Annotated in this window: 16 protein-coding genes; 12 read left to right on the top strand and 4 right to left on the bottom strand. The window is 44.2% G+C overall.

The window, feature by feature from the left end; translation table 11 throughout:
* Nucleotides 1–87: 87 nt before the first annotated feature.
* The gene (locus E3D00_RS02640; RefSeq protein ID WP_141462340.1) at nucleotides 88–1083 is read left to right on the top strand and encodes an aldo/keto reductase; all 996 of its coding nucleotides are present in this window, start codon (nucleotides 88–90) and stop codon (nucleotides 1081–1083) included.
* Here E3D00_RS02640 and E3D00_RS02645 read toward each other — a convergent pair.
* Complete coding sequence (locus E3D00_RS02645; protein ID WP_181441983.1) at nucleotides 1070–2170, bottom strand: glycosyltransferase family 4 protein; 1101 nt, start codon at nucleotides 2168–2170, stop codon at nucleotides 1070–1072. The genes E3D00_RS02640 and E3D00_RS02645 overlap by 14 nt on opposite strands.
* A gap of 224 nt (nucleotides 2171–2394) precedes the next feature.
* Between E3D00_RS02645 and E3D00_RS02650 the strand changes: the two genes are divergently transcribed.
* From E3D00_RS02650 to E3D00_RS02665, 4 genes are all read left to right on the top strand, one after another.
* The gene (locus tag E3D00_RS02650) at nucleotides 2395–2601 is read left to right on the top strand and encodes a cold-shock protein (protein ID WP_141459697.1); all 207 of its coding nucleotides are present in this window, start codon (nucleotides 2395–2397) and stop codon (nucleotides 2599–2601) included.
* A gap of 143 nt (nucleotides 2602–2744) precedes the next feature.
* Entirely contained in the window at nucleotides 2745–3839 is a 1095-nt protein-coding gene (gene mtnA, locus E3D00_RS02655) for an S-methyl-5-thioribose-1-phosphate isomerase (protein ID WP_141459699.1), read from the top strand.
* Nucleotides 3840–3975: 136 nt separating this feature from the next.
* A complete protein-coding gene (locus E3D00_RS02660) occupies nucleotides 3976–4455 on the top strand; it encodes a hypothetical protein (protein WP_141459701.1) in 480 nt (159 codons plus the stop codon).
* 188 nt (nucleotides 4456–4643) lie between these two features.
* Nucleotides 4644–5561: a DUF2272 domain-containing protein gene (locus tag E3D00_RS02665; RefSeq protein WP_246091475.1), complete on the top strand. Its 918-nt coding sequence runs from the start codon at nucleotides 4644–4646 to the stop codon at nucleotides 5559–5561.
* Here E3D00_RS02665 and E3D00_RS02670 read toward each other — a convergent pair.
* Nucleotides 5537–5929: a rhodanese-like domain-containing protein gene (locus E3D00_RS02670; protein ID WP_141459705.1), complete on the bottom strand. Its 393-nt coding sequence runs from the start codon at nucleotides 5927–5929 to the stop codon at nucleotides 5537–5539. The two genes, E3D00_RS02665 and E3D00_RS02670, sit on opposite strands and share 25 nt — an antisense overlap.
* A 56-nt stretch (nucleotides 5930–5985) precedes the next feature.
* Between E3D00_RS02670 and E3D00_RS02675 the strand changes: the two genes are divergently transcribed.
* From E3D00_RS02675 to E3D00_RS02685, 3 genes are all read left to right on the top strand, one after another.
* On the top strand, nucleotides 5986–7029 hold the full coding sequence (locus E3D00_RS02675) for a cysteine synthase A (RefSeq protein ID WP_141459707.1): 1044 nt from the start codon (nucleotides 5986–5988) through the stop codon (nucleotides 7027–7029).
* 63 nt (nucleotides 7030–7092) lie between these two features.
* A complete protein-coding gene (locus tag E3D00_RS02680; RefSeq protein WP_141459709.1) occupies nucleotides 7093–7824 on the top strand; it encodes a response regulator in 732 nt (243 codons plus the stop codon).
* Nucleotides 7825–7833: 9 nt separating this feature from the next.
* A complete protein-coding gene (locus E3D00_RS02685; protein WP_141459712.1) occupies nucleotides 7834–9441 on the top strand; it encodes an ATP-binding protein in 1608 nt (535 codons plus the stop codon).
* 14 nt (nucleotides 9442–9455) lie between these two features.
* Here the strand turns inward: E3D00_RS02685 and E3D00_RS02690 are convergent, their stop codons facing one another.
* Entirely contained in the window at nucleotides 9456–9902 is a 447-nt protein-coding gene (locus E3D00_RS02690) for a pseudoazurin (protein ID WP_141459714.1), read from the bottom strand.
* 54 nt (nucleotides 9903–9956) lie between these two features.
* Complete coding sequence (gene katG / locus E3D00_RS02695; protein WP_141459716.1) at nucleotides 9957–12218, bottom strand: catalase/peroxidase HPI; 2262 nt, start codon at nucleotides 12216–12218, stop codon at nucleotides 9957–9959.
* A gap of 299 nt (nucleotides 12219–12517) precedes the next feature.
* Here katG and E3D00_RS02700 point away from each other — a divergent pair, with 299 nt between their 5' ends.
* The 4 genes from E3D00_RS02700 to E3D00_RS02715 all read left to right on the top strand — a co-directional run bounded on the left by E3D00_RS02700 (nucleotide 12518) and on the right by E3D00_RS02715 (nucleotide 18009).
* Nucleotides 12518–12814, top strand: coding sequence for a hypothetical protein (locus E3D00_RS02700; protein ID WP_141459718.1), 297 nt, complete (start codon nucleotides 12518–12520; stop codon nucleotides 12812–12814).
* Nucleotides 12815–12972: 158 nt separating this feature from the next.
* Complete coding sequence (locus E3D00_RS02705; protein ID WP_141459720.1) at nucleotides 12973–14034, top strand: aromatic ring-hydroxylating oxygenase subunit alpha; 1062 nt, start codon at nucleotides 12973–12975, stop codon at nucleotides 14032–14034.
* A gap of 319 nt (nucleotides 14035–14353) precedes the next feature.
* Complete coding sequence (locus tag E3D00_RS02710) at nucleotides 14354–15832, top strand: phosphomannomutase (protein ID WP_246091476.1); 1479 nt, start codon at nucleotides 14354–14356, stop codon at nucleotides 15830–15832.
* 59 nt (nucleotides 15833–15891) lie between these two features.
* Nucleotides 15892–18009: a TonB-dependent receptor gene (locus E3D00_RS02715; protein WP_246091477.1), complete on the top strand. Its 2118-nt coding sequence runs from the start codon at nucleotides 15892–15894 to the stop codon at nucleotides 18007–18009.
* Nucleotides 18010–18014: the final 5 nt, after the last annotated feature.

Below are 18014 nucleotides of genomic sequence, written 5' to 3' on the forward strand. Positions count from 1 at the left end.
GGGAATGGCTGGTTTCACGATTTGATGCAACCACCTCACATGCGATATACTCAAAATCTACCCGTCCTCATTTTAATGGAGACAATGATGGCTACCAATACAATTCGCATTCCTGGCATTGATACCCCTGTATCTCGTGTTGCTCTTGGAACATGGGCAATCGGCGGATGGATGTGGGGAGGACCAGATGACGAAAATGGTATCCGCACGATTCATGCTGCAATTGATGAGGGAATCAACCTGATTGATACGGCTCCTGTGTATGGTTTTGGGCATTCAGAGGAAGTGGTTGGACGTGCATTAGCTGAAAAACCACATAAGGCTTTTGTCGCTACCAAACTTGGTTTGAACTGGAAGAAAGAAGGGGATGATGAAAAAGTATTCCGGGATTCTCGTCCAACGCGTATTCGCCAAGAGGTAGAAGATTCTCTTCGTCGTTTGCGTGTGGAAACGATTGATCTTGAACAGATCCATTGGCCAGACGATAAAACTCCGATTGATGAAAGTGCACGTGAGCTTCAAAAGCTTCATCAGGAAGGAAAAATTCGCGCGCTGGGAGTGAGTAATTTCTCACCAGAGCAAATGGATATTTTCCGTGAAGTTGCGCCACTTTCCACCATTCAACCGCCGTTGAATCTGTTTGAACGCACGATTGAGAAAGATATTCTACCTTACGCGGAAAAACATAATGCTGTTATTTTAGCGTATGGTTCGCTGTGTCGTGGGCTTCTTTCTGGGAAAATGAATAAAGATACGACTTTCCCTAAAAGCGATCTTCGCTCAACAGATCCTAAATTTCAAATGCCAAAATTTGCGCAATATTTGGCAGCGGTGGATGAGTTTAAGGAGCTGGCTGCAAAGCATAACAAATCTGTTCTGGCTTTTGCTGTACGTTGGGTGTTGGATCAGGGGCCTGTTATTGCGCTATGGGGTGCCCGTAAGCCTGAACAGGTTTCAGGTGTGAATGATGTGTTTGGCTGGCAGCTTACCGAAGAGGATAAGAAGGCTGTGGACGACATTCTGGCACGTCATGTTCCAGATGCGATTGATCCAACCTTTATGGCTCCACCTAATCGCGATTAAGTTTTTCTCTTTTTTCAATCGCAGCTCGTCTCAACTCATGCAGTCGGTGGCGAGCTGCGTTGAGATTAAAGAAGTGTGCGGCGCGAAGTTGGGCGCGGTGACCAAGTTCTTTTCTCAAGGCGGGGTTGTTCATCAGGTTCTTGAGGGCATCACTGAGCGCCGTTTCATTTCCGGGTTCGACTAAAATAGCTGTATCTCCTACGACTTCAGGCAAAGCCCCGGCCGATGAAGCGATGACAGCAGCACCACATCCCATGGCTTCCAAAGCCGTCATTCCAAAAGGTTCCGGCCAGCGGCTTGGGACAACTACGATCGAAGCTTGTCGCATGGCGTTTAAGACGTCTTCATGAGATTGGTAACCCAGAAGAGTAACACCGGATTTTTGAGCCTCTTTGCGTAACGCACGTAAAAAAGGTGTTTCGGGAGAGTGAGGACCAAAACGGTCCGCCCCGATAATGACCGCTTCCCAGTCAGGAAAAAGATTTCGGCACTGCGCCCATGCTTGAACAAAGACATCCACGCCCTTATCTGCAACGACCCGTCCTGCGAATAAAACAGTGTTTACGCGAGGTTTTCCTTTTGGCAGAGCGGCCATATCCAGATAATTATGTTGGATGGCAATATCTGGTGGGAATGAAGCATCCCCATCTTTAAATCGTGAAACAACCCACTCAGAAACGCCACAGACCAGCAATTTTTGAGCAATACGCAAACGTTTTTGAGGTGTTTTGGCACCCCGCATGGTCTGTGGGTCATTATGCAGAATCAAGCGAACAGGTAATAATCGAGCAAGGGAATAAGCCAGGTCTGGTTTATTATGCACTTCGACCAAGCTTGGTTTATGAGCAAAAATGGCGTGGAGGCATGCCATTTTATATTTCAAACTTAAAGGGGCCAAATAAGGGACGTAAGGGGGATAAGAAAGGCCGACAAACTTCCCTCCCGTGAGGGCGGGAGTTTTTATCTCGTTACCAACAACAATATCGTTATCTTCTGCCAGTCGGCTGACGAGTAAGGAAATGGCACCGGCATGTCCTTCTGAATAGATTTCACGAGGGGGCAGAATTGTCATGACTTTATCAACCATCTGCATTTTTCCTCATGTCTTTCAGAGTGCCCACGAAAACGTGATCGCAAAATTCTTTTTCTTTTCATACTCCACCTTGTGTTTTTGGGCAAAGCAGTCCAAGTTAAGAAGAGACGGGTGCTTTTGAGAGACGTCAACGTGCGTTACGTTAATTTTTTCTCTTGAAAGTTATGTTTTTGTGCATGTGTTTATGCTCAACCGTCGTGTTAAAAAGGAGCCTTGTTATGAATACAGGCACCGTAAAGTGGTTCAACCCAACAAAGGGTTTTGGTTTTATTCAACCTGATAATGGCACACAAGATGTGTTCGTTCATATTTCAGCATTAGAGCGTGCAGGCATTCATTCTTTAAATGAAGGTCAACAAATCAGCTACGAATTAGAAGCTGGCCGCAATGGAAAAACATCTGCTGTAAATTTGCAAGCTGCTTAAAACGCTTTAAATTTATAAGCTGTTGCTTTGAACCGCTCTTTGGAGCGGTTTTTTTATGCTTTTTTTCTAAACTCCTATTGAGATAAAACTGAAGATACCGCACATCCTGCATATATTTAGCCTATTACCCTGGAGGATCCTCAATGAAAATTAATGGCACCCCTTATCGTAGTGTTTGGCGCCCCACAGAAGATCCTCAAAGCATCCGTATTTTTGATCAAACACGTTTTCCTTGGGAAATAGACATTCTTGAATTGCGGGACGTTCACGCTGTCATGCACGTAATCCGCAGCATGCAAGTAAGAGGCGCTCCCCTCATTGGAGCGGTAGCAGCGTATGGTCTCGTCTTTGCCCTTCAAAACGACCCATCAAATTCTGCCCTTCACAAAGCAGCAGAAGAGCTTATTTCTACACGTCCAACAGCAATAAACCTCCGCTGGGCGATCGAGCGTCTTGTGACGCATCTTCAAAATATTCCTCCCGAAGAGCGTGTTTCTGCAGGCTATCAAGAAGCAGACGCTATTTGTGATGAGGATGTCAAAGTCAACGAAGCCATTGGAGAATATGGTCTCGAACTCATAAGAGAGATCTGGGAGCGTAAAGGCAAACAGGGAAGAGTTAACCTCTTGACGCATTGCAACGCGGGCTGGATTGCTACTGTTGACTGGGGAACAGCATTAGCCCCTATCTATATGGCACACGACGCAGGGATACCAGTTCATGTTTGGGTGGACGAAACCCGCCCTCGGGATCAAGGTAGTCTTCTTACTGCGTGGGAACTAGGGAGCCATGGCGTCCCTCATACTGTCATTGTTGATAATGCTGGCGGTCATTTTATGCAGACAGGAGATGTCGATATGGTGATCGTTGGAACCGACCGCGTAACCGCTCAAGGAGATGTCGCAAATAAAATTGGTACTTATCTTAAAGCCTTAGCTGCCAAAGATAATAATATACCATTTTGGGTTGCCCTCCCCTCTTCCACCATTGATTGGCGTGTCAAAGACGGCGTGAAAGACATTCCTATTGAAGAAAGAAGTTCAAACGAAGTCCTTTTCATGCATGGGATAACGGATAGTGGAGATATTAGCCGGGTTCGCATTGCTCCCGAGCATAGCCCAGCCGCCAATCCTGCCTTTGATGTTACTCCAGCCCGTCTTGTTACTGGTCTTATAACAGAACGCGGTCGGTGCGATGCTTCTGAAGCAGGGCTCAAGTCACTTTTTCCAGAAGAATAACCTTATCGGGGTGTTGAGAGGCTTAAATTTTCTCTCAACACCAATTAAATCATTTTCCATTAAGATTTTAATAAGAAGTTTTATTCTAAAAAGATCAAACAGCAACGATTTTGCAGGGACACATAAGAAGCACCCCATGATCTATAAAACTTTCAAAATAAGTACTCTGTTTGCAGCACTCCCACTATTAGCGGGGTGTGCCAGTATCGTCAGCGGCGGTCATCAAACCATTAAAATAACGACAAACCCTCCTGGTGCCCAATGCGCTGTTTACCAAGGTGGTGTGCAAGTTGGTTATATTAAGTCCACACCAGGATCTGTCACGGTTAGTCGAAAAGACAGCGATCTAACAGTAGGTTGTATCAAACCTCACTATGATTTCTCAAACGCTCAAAATACATCTGATCTCAATGGTTGGGTTTTTGGGAATCTTGGTTTTGGCAATTTGATCGGAGTGGTTGTTGATATGGCCACTGGATCAATACATGCTTACGACCACAGCACGACTGTAAATATGGTCCCTCTTGCCAGCGATATATCAGCTCCCTCTGCTTTACCCGATCAATTTCCAGGACCAATACAACGGCTCAACTCAATTCCACCAACACAACACTAGAGTTTTTTAAATATAGAACCTTATTATTGCGATTTATTCTTTTAACTTAAAATAAATCGCAATATGCATTCCCAATCAAACTACCCTCTTATAAACACGATCCCCGCATTCGTACATCTTGACGAAGTGTTAATTTTCCTTTTCAAAGTGTTATCAAGTTACTATTGCATCAGGAAATGGGGATAGTCGTGTCACATTATCGTACACTGCAGCACACAACCGCTGCTCTTGTTCTGCTTGCCTTGGCCGGCTGCTCCAGTTCAAATAGTTCTGTTCGTTCCACTCCCGCTCAAACTCCGATGGCGCAATACGCCAATGGCACAGTCGGCCCCGTAGGTTACGATGGGCATGTTCCTGATTTTGCGACGCGTAATTTTGAGCCTTTCAATCGTCAGGATGTAGCCGCCATCGCTCTGCGTGAGTGGCGTATGTTTGGTTCCCCTGTTGCTGATGACGACCCCGAAAACAAGCCCGATGCCAGTGATCCTGCTTTAAAGCCAGAACGTATCCCCGGTTTATGGCAACGCATTGGAGAGTATTGGTGGATTGGCCAAGATCCTTATGAAACAGAAGCAAGCTGGACGGGAAAAACAGACGCAGATGGGACACGCTTCAATGCCCTTCATGACGCACACTACGCGTGGTCTGCTGCTTTTATTTCCTATGTGATGCGCGTGGCAGGAGCTAACGATCGTTTTCCTTATTCTCCTAACCACTCTACCTACATCAATGCAGCAGCCAGTGGTCAAAGCAGTGGCCTAACCGCACACGACCCAAGCAGTTATGCTCCCAAACTGGGTGATATCATCTGTGTGGGCCGAGGACGAAGCCGTTCCGTTACTTTCTCAAAACTTCCTACAGCCTACGGATTTCCTGCACATTGTGGTATCGTTACAGCCACCAACCAGAGTGCACCTCCTTTTGGACGTGAAATCAGCATCGTAGGAGGAAACGTTGAAGATGCCGTTTCTCTAACCCATGTCCCTGTTGATGCACATGGTATGATTTCTGACAGCACAGGACATAGTTACGACACACGTTATCCATGGTGTGCCGTTTTAGAAGTCCATTATGATGCTGATCAGGAGCCTGATAGCGGTCTATAAGCAACTGGCAAACCGCTAGCCCGCCATCCTGATGTCGGGCCGTGTTTGTCTTCAAACCCATCAATAATATTTGTCACGTTCTCATACCCTGCCCCTTGCACCGCTAAACCAGCATGGTATGAGCGCACCCCTGAACGGCACAGCATATACACAGAAGTTGTTTCATCCGGGACGGCTTTCTTAAACGCCTCAATAAAATCACCTTCTGGTACATGCCCCCATGTCAAACAAATCAGGGGTTGCGCAAGGGCTGAAGTATCTGGCACCCCAACTTCAGCCCATTCCTGAGGAGTTCTCACATCAACCAATACGCTCTTTTTATCATTTGCCACTATATCCCAAGCCTGTTTAGCTATTACACTTTTCATGTTCTCTCATTCTTTCAAAAAAAGTACTATTATCAATCAGCAATAGGAGTGCAGATATGACTGAGTTTAACAAGGCCCCATCCCCTCATATCAAAGGTTGGCAGCATTCATCTCCCGGTATGACAGCTGCCATTGGTGGAACTCCTCTCATTCGCCTAAAGCGTGCATCTGAAGAAACCGGATGCGATATATATGCAAAAGCTGAATTTATGAACCCTGGCGGCTCAGTAAAAGACCGGGCTGCTCTTGCCATTATTAAACATGCCTTCAAAACAGGGGCCCTTAAGCCCGGCGGAACAATTGTTGAAGGCACGGCTGGAAATACCGGAATTGGTATTACGCTTGTTGCTCAAGCCATGGGGTGCAAAGCGATCATTGTTGTTCCTGAAACCCAAAGTCGGGAAAAACTTGATTTCCTACGTATGATCGGAGCAGACTTACGTTTGGTCCCAGCAAAACCTTATCGTGATCCGGGCAATTATGTTCATGTTTCCCAGCGCCTTGCTGAAGAAATTGGAGGATGCTGGGCGAACCAATTTGATAATACCGCAAACCGTGAAGGCCACCGTACCACAACTGCCCTTGAGATATGGGAACAAACCAACGGAAAGATAGATGCCTTTACCTGCTCATGCGGCACCGGCGGCACACTCGCAGGAACAAGCACGGGCTTACGTGAACAAGCCGCTCTTGCAGGGAAGGCTGCTCCAAAAATTATCCTTGCCGACCCAGAAGGCTCCGGGCTTTATGGTTGGGTTAAATCCAATGACTTGAGCGTCAGCGGTGGTTCCATTACAGAAGGAATTGGCCAGTCCCGGATCACAGCAAATCTGGACGGCTTTATACCAGATGATGCAGAACGCATCCCCGATGAAGAAGCACTTAAACAAGTATTCGCTCTGACCTCTGAAGAAGGACTATCTGTTGGGGGGTCTTCCGGGATCAATGTTGCATCTGCTATTCGTACTGCACGCAAGCTTGGCCCAGGTCATACAATCGTCACGATATTATGTGATAGTGGGTCACGTTACCAATCCAAGCTCTTTAACCCCGAGTTTCTCCGTTCTAAGAACCTCCCTGTCCCTTTTTGGCTGGCGTAATACATAAACCAGCCGCGTCACACACTTCGTTGTGACGCATCCACTCCTAGCAAAGTATCACTTATGGGATTAGATACGACTACTCCGCACTTGCTCATCATTGATGATGATCGTGAAATCCGGGAACTGCTCACCCAGTTCCTTGAACGCAATCATTTCCGTGTCACTGCCGCCAAAGATGGTCGGGAGGCACGTAAAGCGTGGGCAAGCGGCCATTACCAACTTATCGTTCTAGACCTCATGCTCCCCGGTGAAGATGGGCTTGATATTGCACGCTGGGTACGGTCTCAAAACAACATCCCGATTATAATGGTTACAGCAATGGGAGATGAAACAGACCGTATTATCGGCCTAGAGTTTGGCGCAGATGATTACGTCACCAAACCATTTAATCCCAGAGAACTTCTTGCACGCATTCGTGCCGTCTTGAGACGCAGTTCCGATACAACTGAAAAGCGTCTTTCTGTTGATGTCCGCAAAATTTCCTTTGCAGGATGGAACATTGACCCCATTTATCGTCGTCTTTTCAACCCTCAAGGCTCAGAAATCCCTTTAACAGGGGGAGAGTATGATCTTCTCATGGCTCTCCTTGAACGCGCCAACCGTGTCCTCACACGTGAAATGCTTATGGAACTCTTGCACGGTCGTCAGGCTGGCCCTTTTGATCGGTCGATTGACGTTGCCATTAGTAGGCTTCGCCGGAAGCTCGATAGCGAAAGCGGCAACTCACAAATTATTAAAACAATCCGTGGTGGTGGGTATGTTTTGGCAGCAGAGGTAGAACGTACAACATAATTCATTACTATGCGCTTTATTCCTAGCTCTCTTCTTACACGCACAAGTCTTCTTCTGATTGCTGGTTTGGCCATTATTGAGGCAACTGGGTTAGGAATCCATGCTCTTGATGGCTTCTACATGGCCAAACGCGAGCAAATACATGAATATCAATTCCGACTTTTTTCTATTTATCGAACCGTGGCTGAAGCTGCGCCAGATACCCGGCAAGATGCCCTCAATGATTTAGTCATCCCTCCGGAAATTACGGCTTTTCTCTCCAACAAGCCTGACGATGACATTAAAAGTGCTCCCATCTCTCCATCCTTTTTTCATCCTGATCATTTTATGATGGAGCATGCACATCCATTTCACCCTTTTGATTTTCCTGGACATTTTCCGCCTTTTATGGGGCCTCCCCCTCCTCCATTCCCCGAACAGAACTGCCACCTTACCTCTCTCTTAATGCCTCCAGAGTTGCAGGTTTTTAACCCTTGTTTTATGCCTCCACCGCCTTTGCCGGAAAAATATAGCCCTGTTTTCAAACATAGCCCTTACCTGCATCCAACTCCATTCAATCACTTCCTTCCTTTCCCGTTACGCTCACTCCTGCCTTCTCATCTATACCCTCAAACAATATGGGCTGGGCAAATTCTAAGAACATACTCCACCTCCCTGCTTCTGCCAGACGGAAAGGTGTGGCTTATCGTCCGTTATACAATGCCCTTCCCTAACCCTTTTAGCTCCCCAACTTTTATGGTGGCTTTTCTTGTTATGGCCATTTGTGGAAGTGCCCTCATTGTATGGGCTGTACGGCGCCTTATTACTCCTGTAACCACACTCGCCAATGCAGTGGAAACACTTGGTAAAGATATACATAATTCCGTAACGCTTCCTGAAAACGGTGCTTCTGAAATTAAACGCGCAGCTATTGCCTTTAATACGATGGTCACACGCGTACGACGGATTATACGAGATCGAACAATTATGCTCACAGCCATTGGGCATGATTTACGCACCCCCATTACCCGCCTCAAATTACGTGCTGAATTCATTAATGATGATGAATTACGCAACAAAATTTTAGCTGATTTAGACGAAATGGAAGCAATGGTTGCCTCAACTCTCGTCTTCGGTCGCGAAAACTCTTCCCATGAAACCCCAACAACGTTTGATTTATGTGTTCTCTTACAAACGATCGTCGATGAAACTATTGAAAGCCACCCAGAGCAGGAAAATAAGCTCCTTTTCCAAGCGCCTTCAAACCCTATCTTTATTCAAACGCGTTCAATCGCTCTGAAACGTGCTTTAAACAATCTTATTTTAAATGCTTTAAAATATGCCGGGAACGCAGCAATTTCTGTTATTATTCCCCCCCATCCTCAGGATAAAACGAGCCCTATTCAAGTTATTATAGAAGACAATGGGCCAGGTCTGCCTGAAGAAGCACTAGAGCGTGTTTTCGAACCATTCGTGCGGATTGAAACCAGTCGAAACAGGGAAACGGGAGGAACAGGTCTTGGCCTCTCTATTACTCAATCGATTATTCAAGCTCAAGGCGGTAATATTACTCTTCAAAACCGGCCACAAGGTGGTCTTAAAGCCATCATTACAATCGCCCAGAGCATTAGAAGATAAAATAGTTAAAGCCTTTAAAACTTTTTCTGATCAACCTGAGAAAAAAGCTTATCAAAAGCTTCTTTTGCTGCCCCCGGTTGCTCTATATTTTTAACAGCCTGCTCATTGTTTTTATTGTCAACAACAACAAGACCAACCATTCCCATAAAGTAATGAGGCAAGCATTTATACCCATAGATACCGGCTTTAGAAAAACGAACCGTCAAATCCTGACTCATTTGACCTGCAAAGGGTTTTGCACCTTCTGGCAACATTCCAGGAATAGAGACGGCGTTATGCCCGAAATCCTGAGCGATAAAATGAACAGAATCTCCCGAATGGAGGTACACCACCGCGGGAACAAAACCTCTTTCTCCATTAGGGCCATTGCTAATCATTTTTACATCTACCGTTTTTGCATGTGCGATAAACGGCAAACATAGAACGATGATTAAAGCGTTTAAGAGAGAGCTTTTTTTCATGATATCCTCCCAAATCCCATACCTTCCGGTATGGGATATTTTGCAACACCTGACTTAGCGCTGAAGATCAAAGCGGTCCAAATTCATAACCTTCGTCCATGCCTTAACAAAATCTGCATAGAATTTAGGTTTTGAATCAGCCGATGCATAAACTTCGGCAGTGGCACGTAGCTCTGCATTTGCCCCAAAGATCAGATCCACGGCTGTCGCTGTCCAACGTTTTTGACCCGTTTTGCGATCAAACCCTTGGAAAACACCTGGCTGCTCAGCAGATTTTTCCCAACGCGTATCCATGCTTAAAACATTCTCAAGGAAGTCGTTATTCAATGTGCCCGGATGGTTTGTTAAAACACCATTCTGAGAATGTGCTGTGTTCACATCCAAAGAACGCATACCGCCGAGAAGAACTGTCATTTCTGGAATGGTCAGATCCAACGTACTGGCACGATCTACTAACATCTCTGTCGGAGATTTTTCATCGGGGACTGAGCGATAATAGTTACGGAATGCATCAGCTTTTGGTTCAAGCGCATTAAACGCAGTCACATCCGTTTGGGCTTGAGTTGCATCCACACGCCCCGGTGCAAATGGCACCTGAATGCTTACACCCGCTTGTTTTGCAGCCTGTTCCAAACCAACACTTCCTGCCAAGACAATTACGTCTGCCAAGGAAACCTTACGCCCCGCATGATGGCCTGCGTTGAATTGATCACGCACTTTCTCGAGTTTAGGAAGTACAGACTTTAACTCTTCAGGATCATTCACAGCCCAACCATTTTGAGGCATCAGAGCTAAACGCGCACCGTTTGCACCACCTCTATGGTCTGTTGTGCGATGAGAAGCCGCAGCAGCCCAAGCTGTTTTGATCATTTCACGATCAGACAAGCCAGAAGATGCAATCGCTTTTTTCAACTCGCGAATATCAGCCTGATTGATCTGTTTATAGTCAGCTTTAGGAAGCGGATCTTGCCACAAGAACGTTTGGTTTGGAACTTCATTACCGAAGTAACGTGATTTTGGCCCCATATCACGAACAACAAGCTTGAACCATGCACGTGCAAAAGCGTCCGCAAATTCATTTGGATTTTTGGACCAACGCTCAATAATCTTCCGATACGCAGGGTCCGTTTTCAATGCGATATCCGTTGTGAACATCATAAGTGGATGCATTTTTGCCGGATTTTTAGGCTCACTCGCATCAGGAACAACGTTCTGTGCATCTTTTGGGACCCACTGAGTTGCTCCAGCAGGACTCTTGGTTTTTACCCAATCATGACCAAGCAAGTTATCAATATATTGTGTTGTAAAGTGGATTGGATCGGCCGACCAAGCCCCTTCAAGGCCGCTGGTTATAGCATCGGTCGCTTTCGGCTTACCCTTTACGCAATGGTTAGCCCAACCTAAACCTTGTTGCTCAACAGGCGCACCTTCAGGAGCGGGCCCCGCACAAGACGTTGGTGCTGCACCATGTGCTTTCCCAAAAGTATGGCCCCCTGCAATCAAAGCCACAGTTTCTTCATCATCCATCGCCATACGACCAAAGGCTAAACGGATCATCTTTGCAGCAAGAGTTGGATCTGGAACGCCACCCGGACCTTCTGGATTAACGTAAATTAAGCCTTTATTTGTTGCAGCAAGAGGCTTTTCAAGGTGAGCTTTTCCATCTGAGTCGATGTGAGCCTGAATAGCTTTTTTAGATGGGAAAAATGTTGTTCCTGGTCCCCAATAAACAAGTTCAGACTGCCAATCGTCAGGACGGCCACCAACGAACCCAAGTGTCTTAAAGCCCATTGAATCAAGAGCAACGTCACCTGTCAGAACGATCAAATCACCCCATGACAGCTTCTCACCGTACTTTTGCTTGATGGGCCACAAAAGACGCCGCGCTTTATCCAAGCTCTGGTTATCTGGCCAGCTATTTAGCTCAGCAAAACGCTGTTGAGCGCCTTCTTCTCCCCCTCGTCCGTCAAGAGTGCGATAGGTTCCAGCATTATGCCAAGCAAGACGAATAAAGAACGGACCATAATTACCGTAGTCTGCAGGCCACCAATCTTGCGATGTTGTCAGAAGCTTTAAAATATCCGCCCGGACTTCTTTTAAATTTAATGTTTCGAATTTTTTGGGGTAGCTTTTATCGTATCCCGCACCATATGGATCTGACTCAGAATCATGAAACCGTAGTGGATCGAGATTCAACCGACTAGGCCAATAAAACTCATTAGGTCTCTCTACGCCATCCGCCATTGCCATCGGCGCTAAAGATGTAAGTGTTGTGCTGGCAATAAGTAAAGCCGCACCAATACGTAACATTTTCATAAAACCAATTCTCCGCCAATCAATAGGCACTAACTATCAGAATTCTGATATTTATAGATTATATCAAATTATATGACGGAGAAAATATAATTAATCCTATATCTGTTGTAAGGAAAACAAGTGAGGAACCTTAAAAGGTTCAAGGCGTTTTAAATTTTTTAACATTTTCTTTTCTATATTAAGTAAGTCTAATTTACTCAATATTTATTATATTACATTTATTTGCACCCAATTGACGCATCCTAAGCAAATAAATACTATATATAATGTCACTAACTTATAATAATGTATTGATTTATATGATAAAAGATCAATCATCTTCAGATGATTTTATTTGCCGACCTGAATTTGAACGACATCTCGACAAATTTGACGCTATTGAAAAGCAGTTATGTCAACATGCCCTTCTTATTTCTCAGAATTCAGCAGACACTCAATCCCTCAAAACACAGATTTCTGATGGATTTGATAAAATCCATGCAGAGATTCAAACCCTTAAAAGCATGAGAACATGGGTTATTAGCGGAATAGCCGCAGGAGGTAGTGCTTTTGGCGCTGCAATTTGGCATGCCATCCAATTAAAACTAATCCCTTAAATAAATATATTCTACACGAAAAGAAAATTCACTATGAATTAAAGTATAAACATATAGTACTAGCAAAGTCTTTTTTATCTACTAAATTAGATTTTGAAAATCTATATATTTTGTTTTATTATTAAAACTCTTTCTTTTTATTTATATGGTCTTCCGTTATGCATCGTTTAGATATCAAACAAAAAACAGATATCCGATTAGTCGATATTTCTCCTGATTTTTGGTATCCAATCGCATGGTCGAAAGAATTGCGCCGAGGCAAAACCATAGGTCGTTATTTTGGTCGCCAATCAATTGCATTGATTAGACCTAAAAGAGGCCCAGTTTTTGCCTTGGAAAACCGCTGCGCTCATCGACAGGTTCCCCTGAGCAAAGGAACCGTTGAAGGAGATAGTGTTAAATGCTGCTATCACGGTTGGGCTTATGGACGCACAGGAAAATGTTTAGATATTCCTTATCTTGGAAAAGATGAAAATAGAGAAAAAATCATTAACCGTGTGAGAAGTTATCCTTGCCGAGAAGCAGGTGGGATGATTTTTGTATTCCCAGGCGATCCAGAAAAAGCCGACAAAGTTCCCTTCCCCCAGTTAGCCCAAGTTAATAACCCAGCCTTTAAAACTCGCCAGTTTAATCCATCAGTAAAATGTCATTATACGTTCATGCATGAAAATCTTATGGACATGAACCATCAATTTTTGCATCGGCGGCAGATGGGACAAATTCGGGCGCGTTATTTAGGAGGCGAAACAGGGGAAGACTTTGTTGAGGCACGTTATAGTTTTGCGCGTACGGGCACTCAACAACCCTTGGCGGAACGTCTTATTTTTGGCAAGCATACATATGACCCAAATAAGATCCAACCGGTAGAAGAGGTCGTTACCATTCGCACCACATATCCATATCAACGTCTCTTTATCCATGATAAAGATGGGGACTTGGTTATGGAGCTTTTTGCAGCTTACGTCCCTAACAGCCCAAGCGGAAAAAGCTGCCAAACGTTTGGATTACTTTCTGTTTTACGTCCCCAAACCCCTCTTCTTATTGATATAATATGGCCCGTTCTTGGAATATTCACCAATAGAATTTTTCAAGAAGATAAAGAAGTTGTAGAAATGGAACAAAGGGCATGGAATGAGTTAGGGGGTGATCGAAATAGAGAAGTCTTTCCAATCGTCAATAAATTGCGTGATCTTCTAATCAACAACGGCATTACACATTGAAGATCACTTTTTAATCAATTTTTCCTTTGTTCGATAATTTTTAATTATCATTATTCGCGAAGATACTTGTCTTGAAAAAGACAAAATATCTTCGCAATTATGTTCCTTTGAAGGAAACTTCTCTGTCATATCTTCGTTTCACTCTGCAACTGGTGTTTAAACGGGAGTGCAAACACCAGCCCTCAGAATTAATCTGAGCCCGTCACTACAGCTGGGGCGGTAACCTTCAGCTGTAGTGCACAATTTCTTTATTTTCGTTGATATTATATAGTTATTTGTCTTAATAGACCCTTCATTTTAAATTTCATAAAGAACTTTCATGTATATCTCCGCCCTCATGGAAAAATCAAACGTCAAGTTTGGAACCAGTGGTGCTCGCGGCCTTGTTTCTTCTATGACAGATGAGGTTTGCTTTTTATATACAGTCGGATATTTACAGTACCTTTCCAAAATTGGAATGTTTTCTACTGGCTCAAACGTAGCTTTCGCTGGAGATTTACGCCCGAGTACTCCGCGCATACTGAAAGCCTGCCTCGCCGCTATTCTATATATGAAGGGACAGCCTGTTTTTTGTGGTTTTGTACCCACTCCTGCCCTTTGTGCATATGCATTCCACAACCATATTCCTTCTTTCATGGTAACAGGTAGCCATATCCCGGATGATCGAAACGGAATTAAATTTAATACTATATCAGGCGAATTTCTGAAAAATAACGAACAGGAAATGTTGAAGGAAGATGTGCAGGTTCCTCAGCACCTATTCGACCTTAAAGGTGCCTTAAAAGCCCCCCCGTCCCTTCCTAATATTACCAACATTATTCCTTTTTATATTGCGCGTTACCAAAAATTCTTCGGCTCAAATGCGCTCAAAGGCCTAAACCTAGGAGTGTATCAACACTCAGCCGTTGGTCGAGATATTCTTATCCAAATTATTGAAGCTCTTGGCGGTCTTGCCACGGCTCTCGGTCGATCAGATACATTTATTCCCGTTGACACGGAAGCTGTAAGACCAGTTGATATTCAGCTTGCTCACCAATGGGCTTCTGAAAACCATTTTGATGCTATCCTCACAACTGACGGGGATTCAGACCGACCACTTCTCGCTGATCATACGGGAGAATGGCTCCGTGGAGACGTGCTTGGTATCATAACGGCCCAATTCTTAAAGGCTCAGGCTGTTTCCACCCCGATAAACAGCAACACCGCGCTCGAAAAAGCTACTTTTGCCCATACTATCAATCGCACGAAAATAGGGTCTCCGTTTGTGATTGAGGCGATGATGCACTCTTCTCACAATAACATTCTTCCCTCTGTTGGCTATGAAGCAAATGGTGGTTTTCTCCTTGGATCTGACCTCAAAAACACAAAAGGCATACTACCCGCTCTTCCTACTCGGGATGCTGTTTTACCTCTCTTATGCGCTCTCGTGAGTGCTAAAAACAAAAATATGACGTTGCGTCACTTATTAAAAACCATTCCACCTCGCTTCACAGCGAGTGACCGATTGCAGGATATTCCCACAAAAACGACATTGCGATACTTAGATACGATACGAGCAAATACACAGGACTTTAGTCGTTATTATGATAGCGATGATATTACGCACATAGACGAAACAGATGGGCTACGCTTCACTTTCGAAAACGATGATATCATTCATCTACGCCCCTCAGGCAATGCACCAGAATTACGCATTTACACAGAATCAAGCCCTCAGGAAGCAGCACAAAGTTTATTATCAAAAACAAAAAACATTATAAAAAGCGCTTTGAAGAATACGCCTCAAAATGCACCATGACGTTCTACAATAAACGAATATGGTTTTTATTAGAGTGGTTCACTCTCACAAGCTTCTCTGTGGCGAGCGCTTCCACTCACCATACCCCATCAAAAACGAGCGTTTTATCCCAGAAAAATATAGAGAAAATTGTTGTTACAGGTAGTAACTCTACTCATGCACAAGCGCATTACGATACGTCGAGTGCATCTATAGGTCCTCTGGGAAAACGCTCTATATTAGACACACCTTTTTCAATCGTCACAGTTCCAAGAAGCGTCATTATCAATCAAGAAACACGAAATATTAATGACCTTCTCACTTATATTCCATCAGTACAACTAGAAGAGCGTGGGGACCCCAATACTAGCCGCCCACAATCGCGTGGGTTCGAAGCTGATATTATTTCCAACTCGCGTATTAATGGGCTTAATATCGTCATTACTACTCCCTACGCTGCAGAACAGTTCGATAATCTGCAGGTTTTAAACGGGCTCGCAGGAGCTCTTTATGGTCCACAAAACCCGGCAGGAACCTTTGATTATACCCTCAAACGCCCTACACAACAAAAACATGAACGTTTTTCTTTAGGATACGATAATAATGGTGCTGTACTTGAGCACACCGACTGGTCAGGACAAGTGGGGCATAACCACTGGTTTGGGTATCGATTAAATTTATTAAATCAAAAGGGTGAAAGCTATGTAAGTAATTCACATCTGCGTCGCAATTTAATAAGCGGTGATTTTGATATTCATATCGATCCAAAAACAGTTATCCAAATCGATGCAAGTCAATATAATTTTGTAGAAAGAGGATATCCTGGCCAATTTACTTATAATGCCTCACAAATCCTTCCCTCTGCCCCTCGCCTTACCCGTGAAGGGTATGGTCAACCACAAGGTGGTTTTAATACAGAAACAAATACAGCTCTCGCCAAAATTATTCATCACTTTAATAATAATTGGGACTTTACACTTGGTGGCCTTTACCAAAATGCTTATCGGGATGTTTTCTCAATCAATAACCGTCTCATTTCAAATGACGGTCGTTATTTACAGTCAATTACAGCCGCGGGCTCTGCAAAAAACTTTAAGCTTGGCAGTAATATTGCTTACCTTAATGGAAAATTTCACACTGGCTCGATCCTTCACACCATCAATTTTGGCACAAATGGCTACACAATTAGCAACTACAACCCGACCCAAAACCAATCCTATCCCCTTGGTACAGCTAGCATAGATTATCCTCAAATATCACTTGCCCCCCAACCTTATATGAAGGGATCCTACAAATCTTCCGATACAACAACACAATCCCTGCTGTTAGGCGATACCGTCTCCGTTACACACTCACTCGACCTTTTGGGAACAATCGCTTGGAGCTGGTTAAGCACCAACAATTATAACAAGCAAAATATTAAAGTATCCACGTATCAAAAAAATGCAGCTTTCACGCCTAGCCTTAGTGCACTTTACAAAATAACACCCAACCAAAGTGTTTACTTTACATGGGGACGCTCAATAGAAGCAGGCCCCACAGCCCCTGCCAGTGCAAAAAATGCCTATAAGAGCTTAGCCCCCTTACGCTCAACAGAATATGAAGCAGGTTATAAGATTCTTTTATCATCGAAACTACACATGAATGTTGCTGTTTTTCGAATGAAACGCCCTTATAGTTTCACCAACCCTAGTACCCTTATATTCGGCACGTACGGCCAGCAGATTAATTATGGTTTTGAATATCAGGTTGCTGGAAATATTTCACATAACCTAAACGTACTTGGTGGTGTCACATGGCTCGATGCACAAAATAAGCATACCGCCTCCTTAGAAACGTCCAATAAGCAAGTTGTTGGCGTTCCTCCAGTTCAAATGAACTTCTTATTTGATTATCAAATCCCTTTTCTTCCTCAGAGTGCTTTCAATACAAACCTTCACTTCACGGACCGACGTGCGGCCAATATTCAAAATACAATTTTTGCACCGTCCTATTTTACTTTGGATTTAGGCCTGCGCCATTCTTTCTTTCTTCAAAAAACGCCCATTACCCTTCGTTTTTTGATCAAAAACATAACGAACAAAACCTACTGGGCTTCTCTTTACCCTTCTAGCATTAACGGTGATACGAATGCCACCAACGCCGCCGTTGCAGGCTTACCACGAACCTATCACTTTTCACTGGATACCGCTTTTTAACTTTC

The sequence above is a fragment of the Swingsia samuiensis genome, assembly GCF_006542355.1.
GTDB classification, from domain to species: Bacteria; Pseudomonadota; Alphaproteobacteria; order Acetobacterales; family Acetobacteraceae; genus Gluconobacter; species Gluconobacter samuiensis.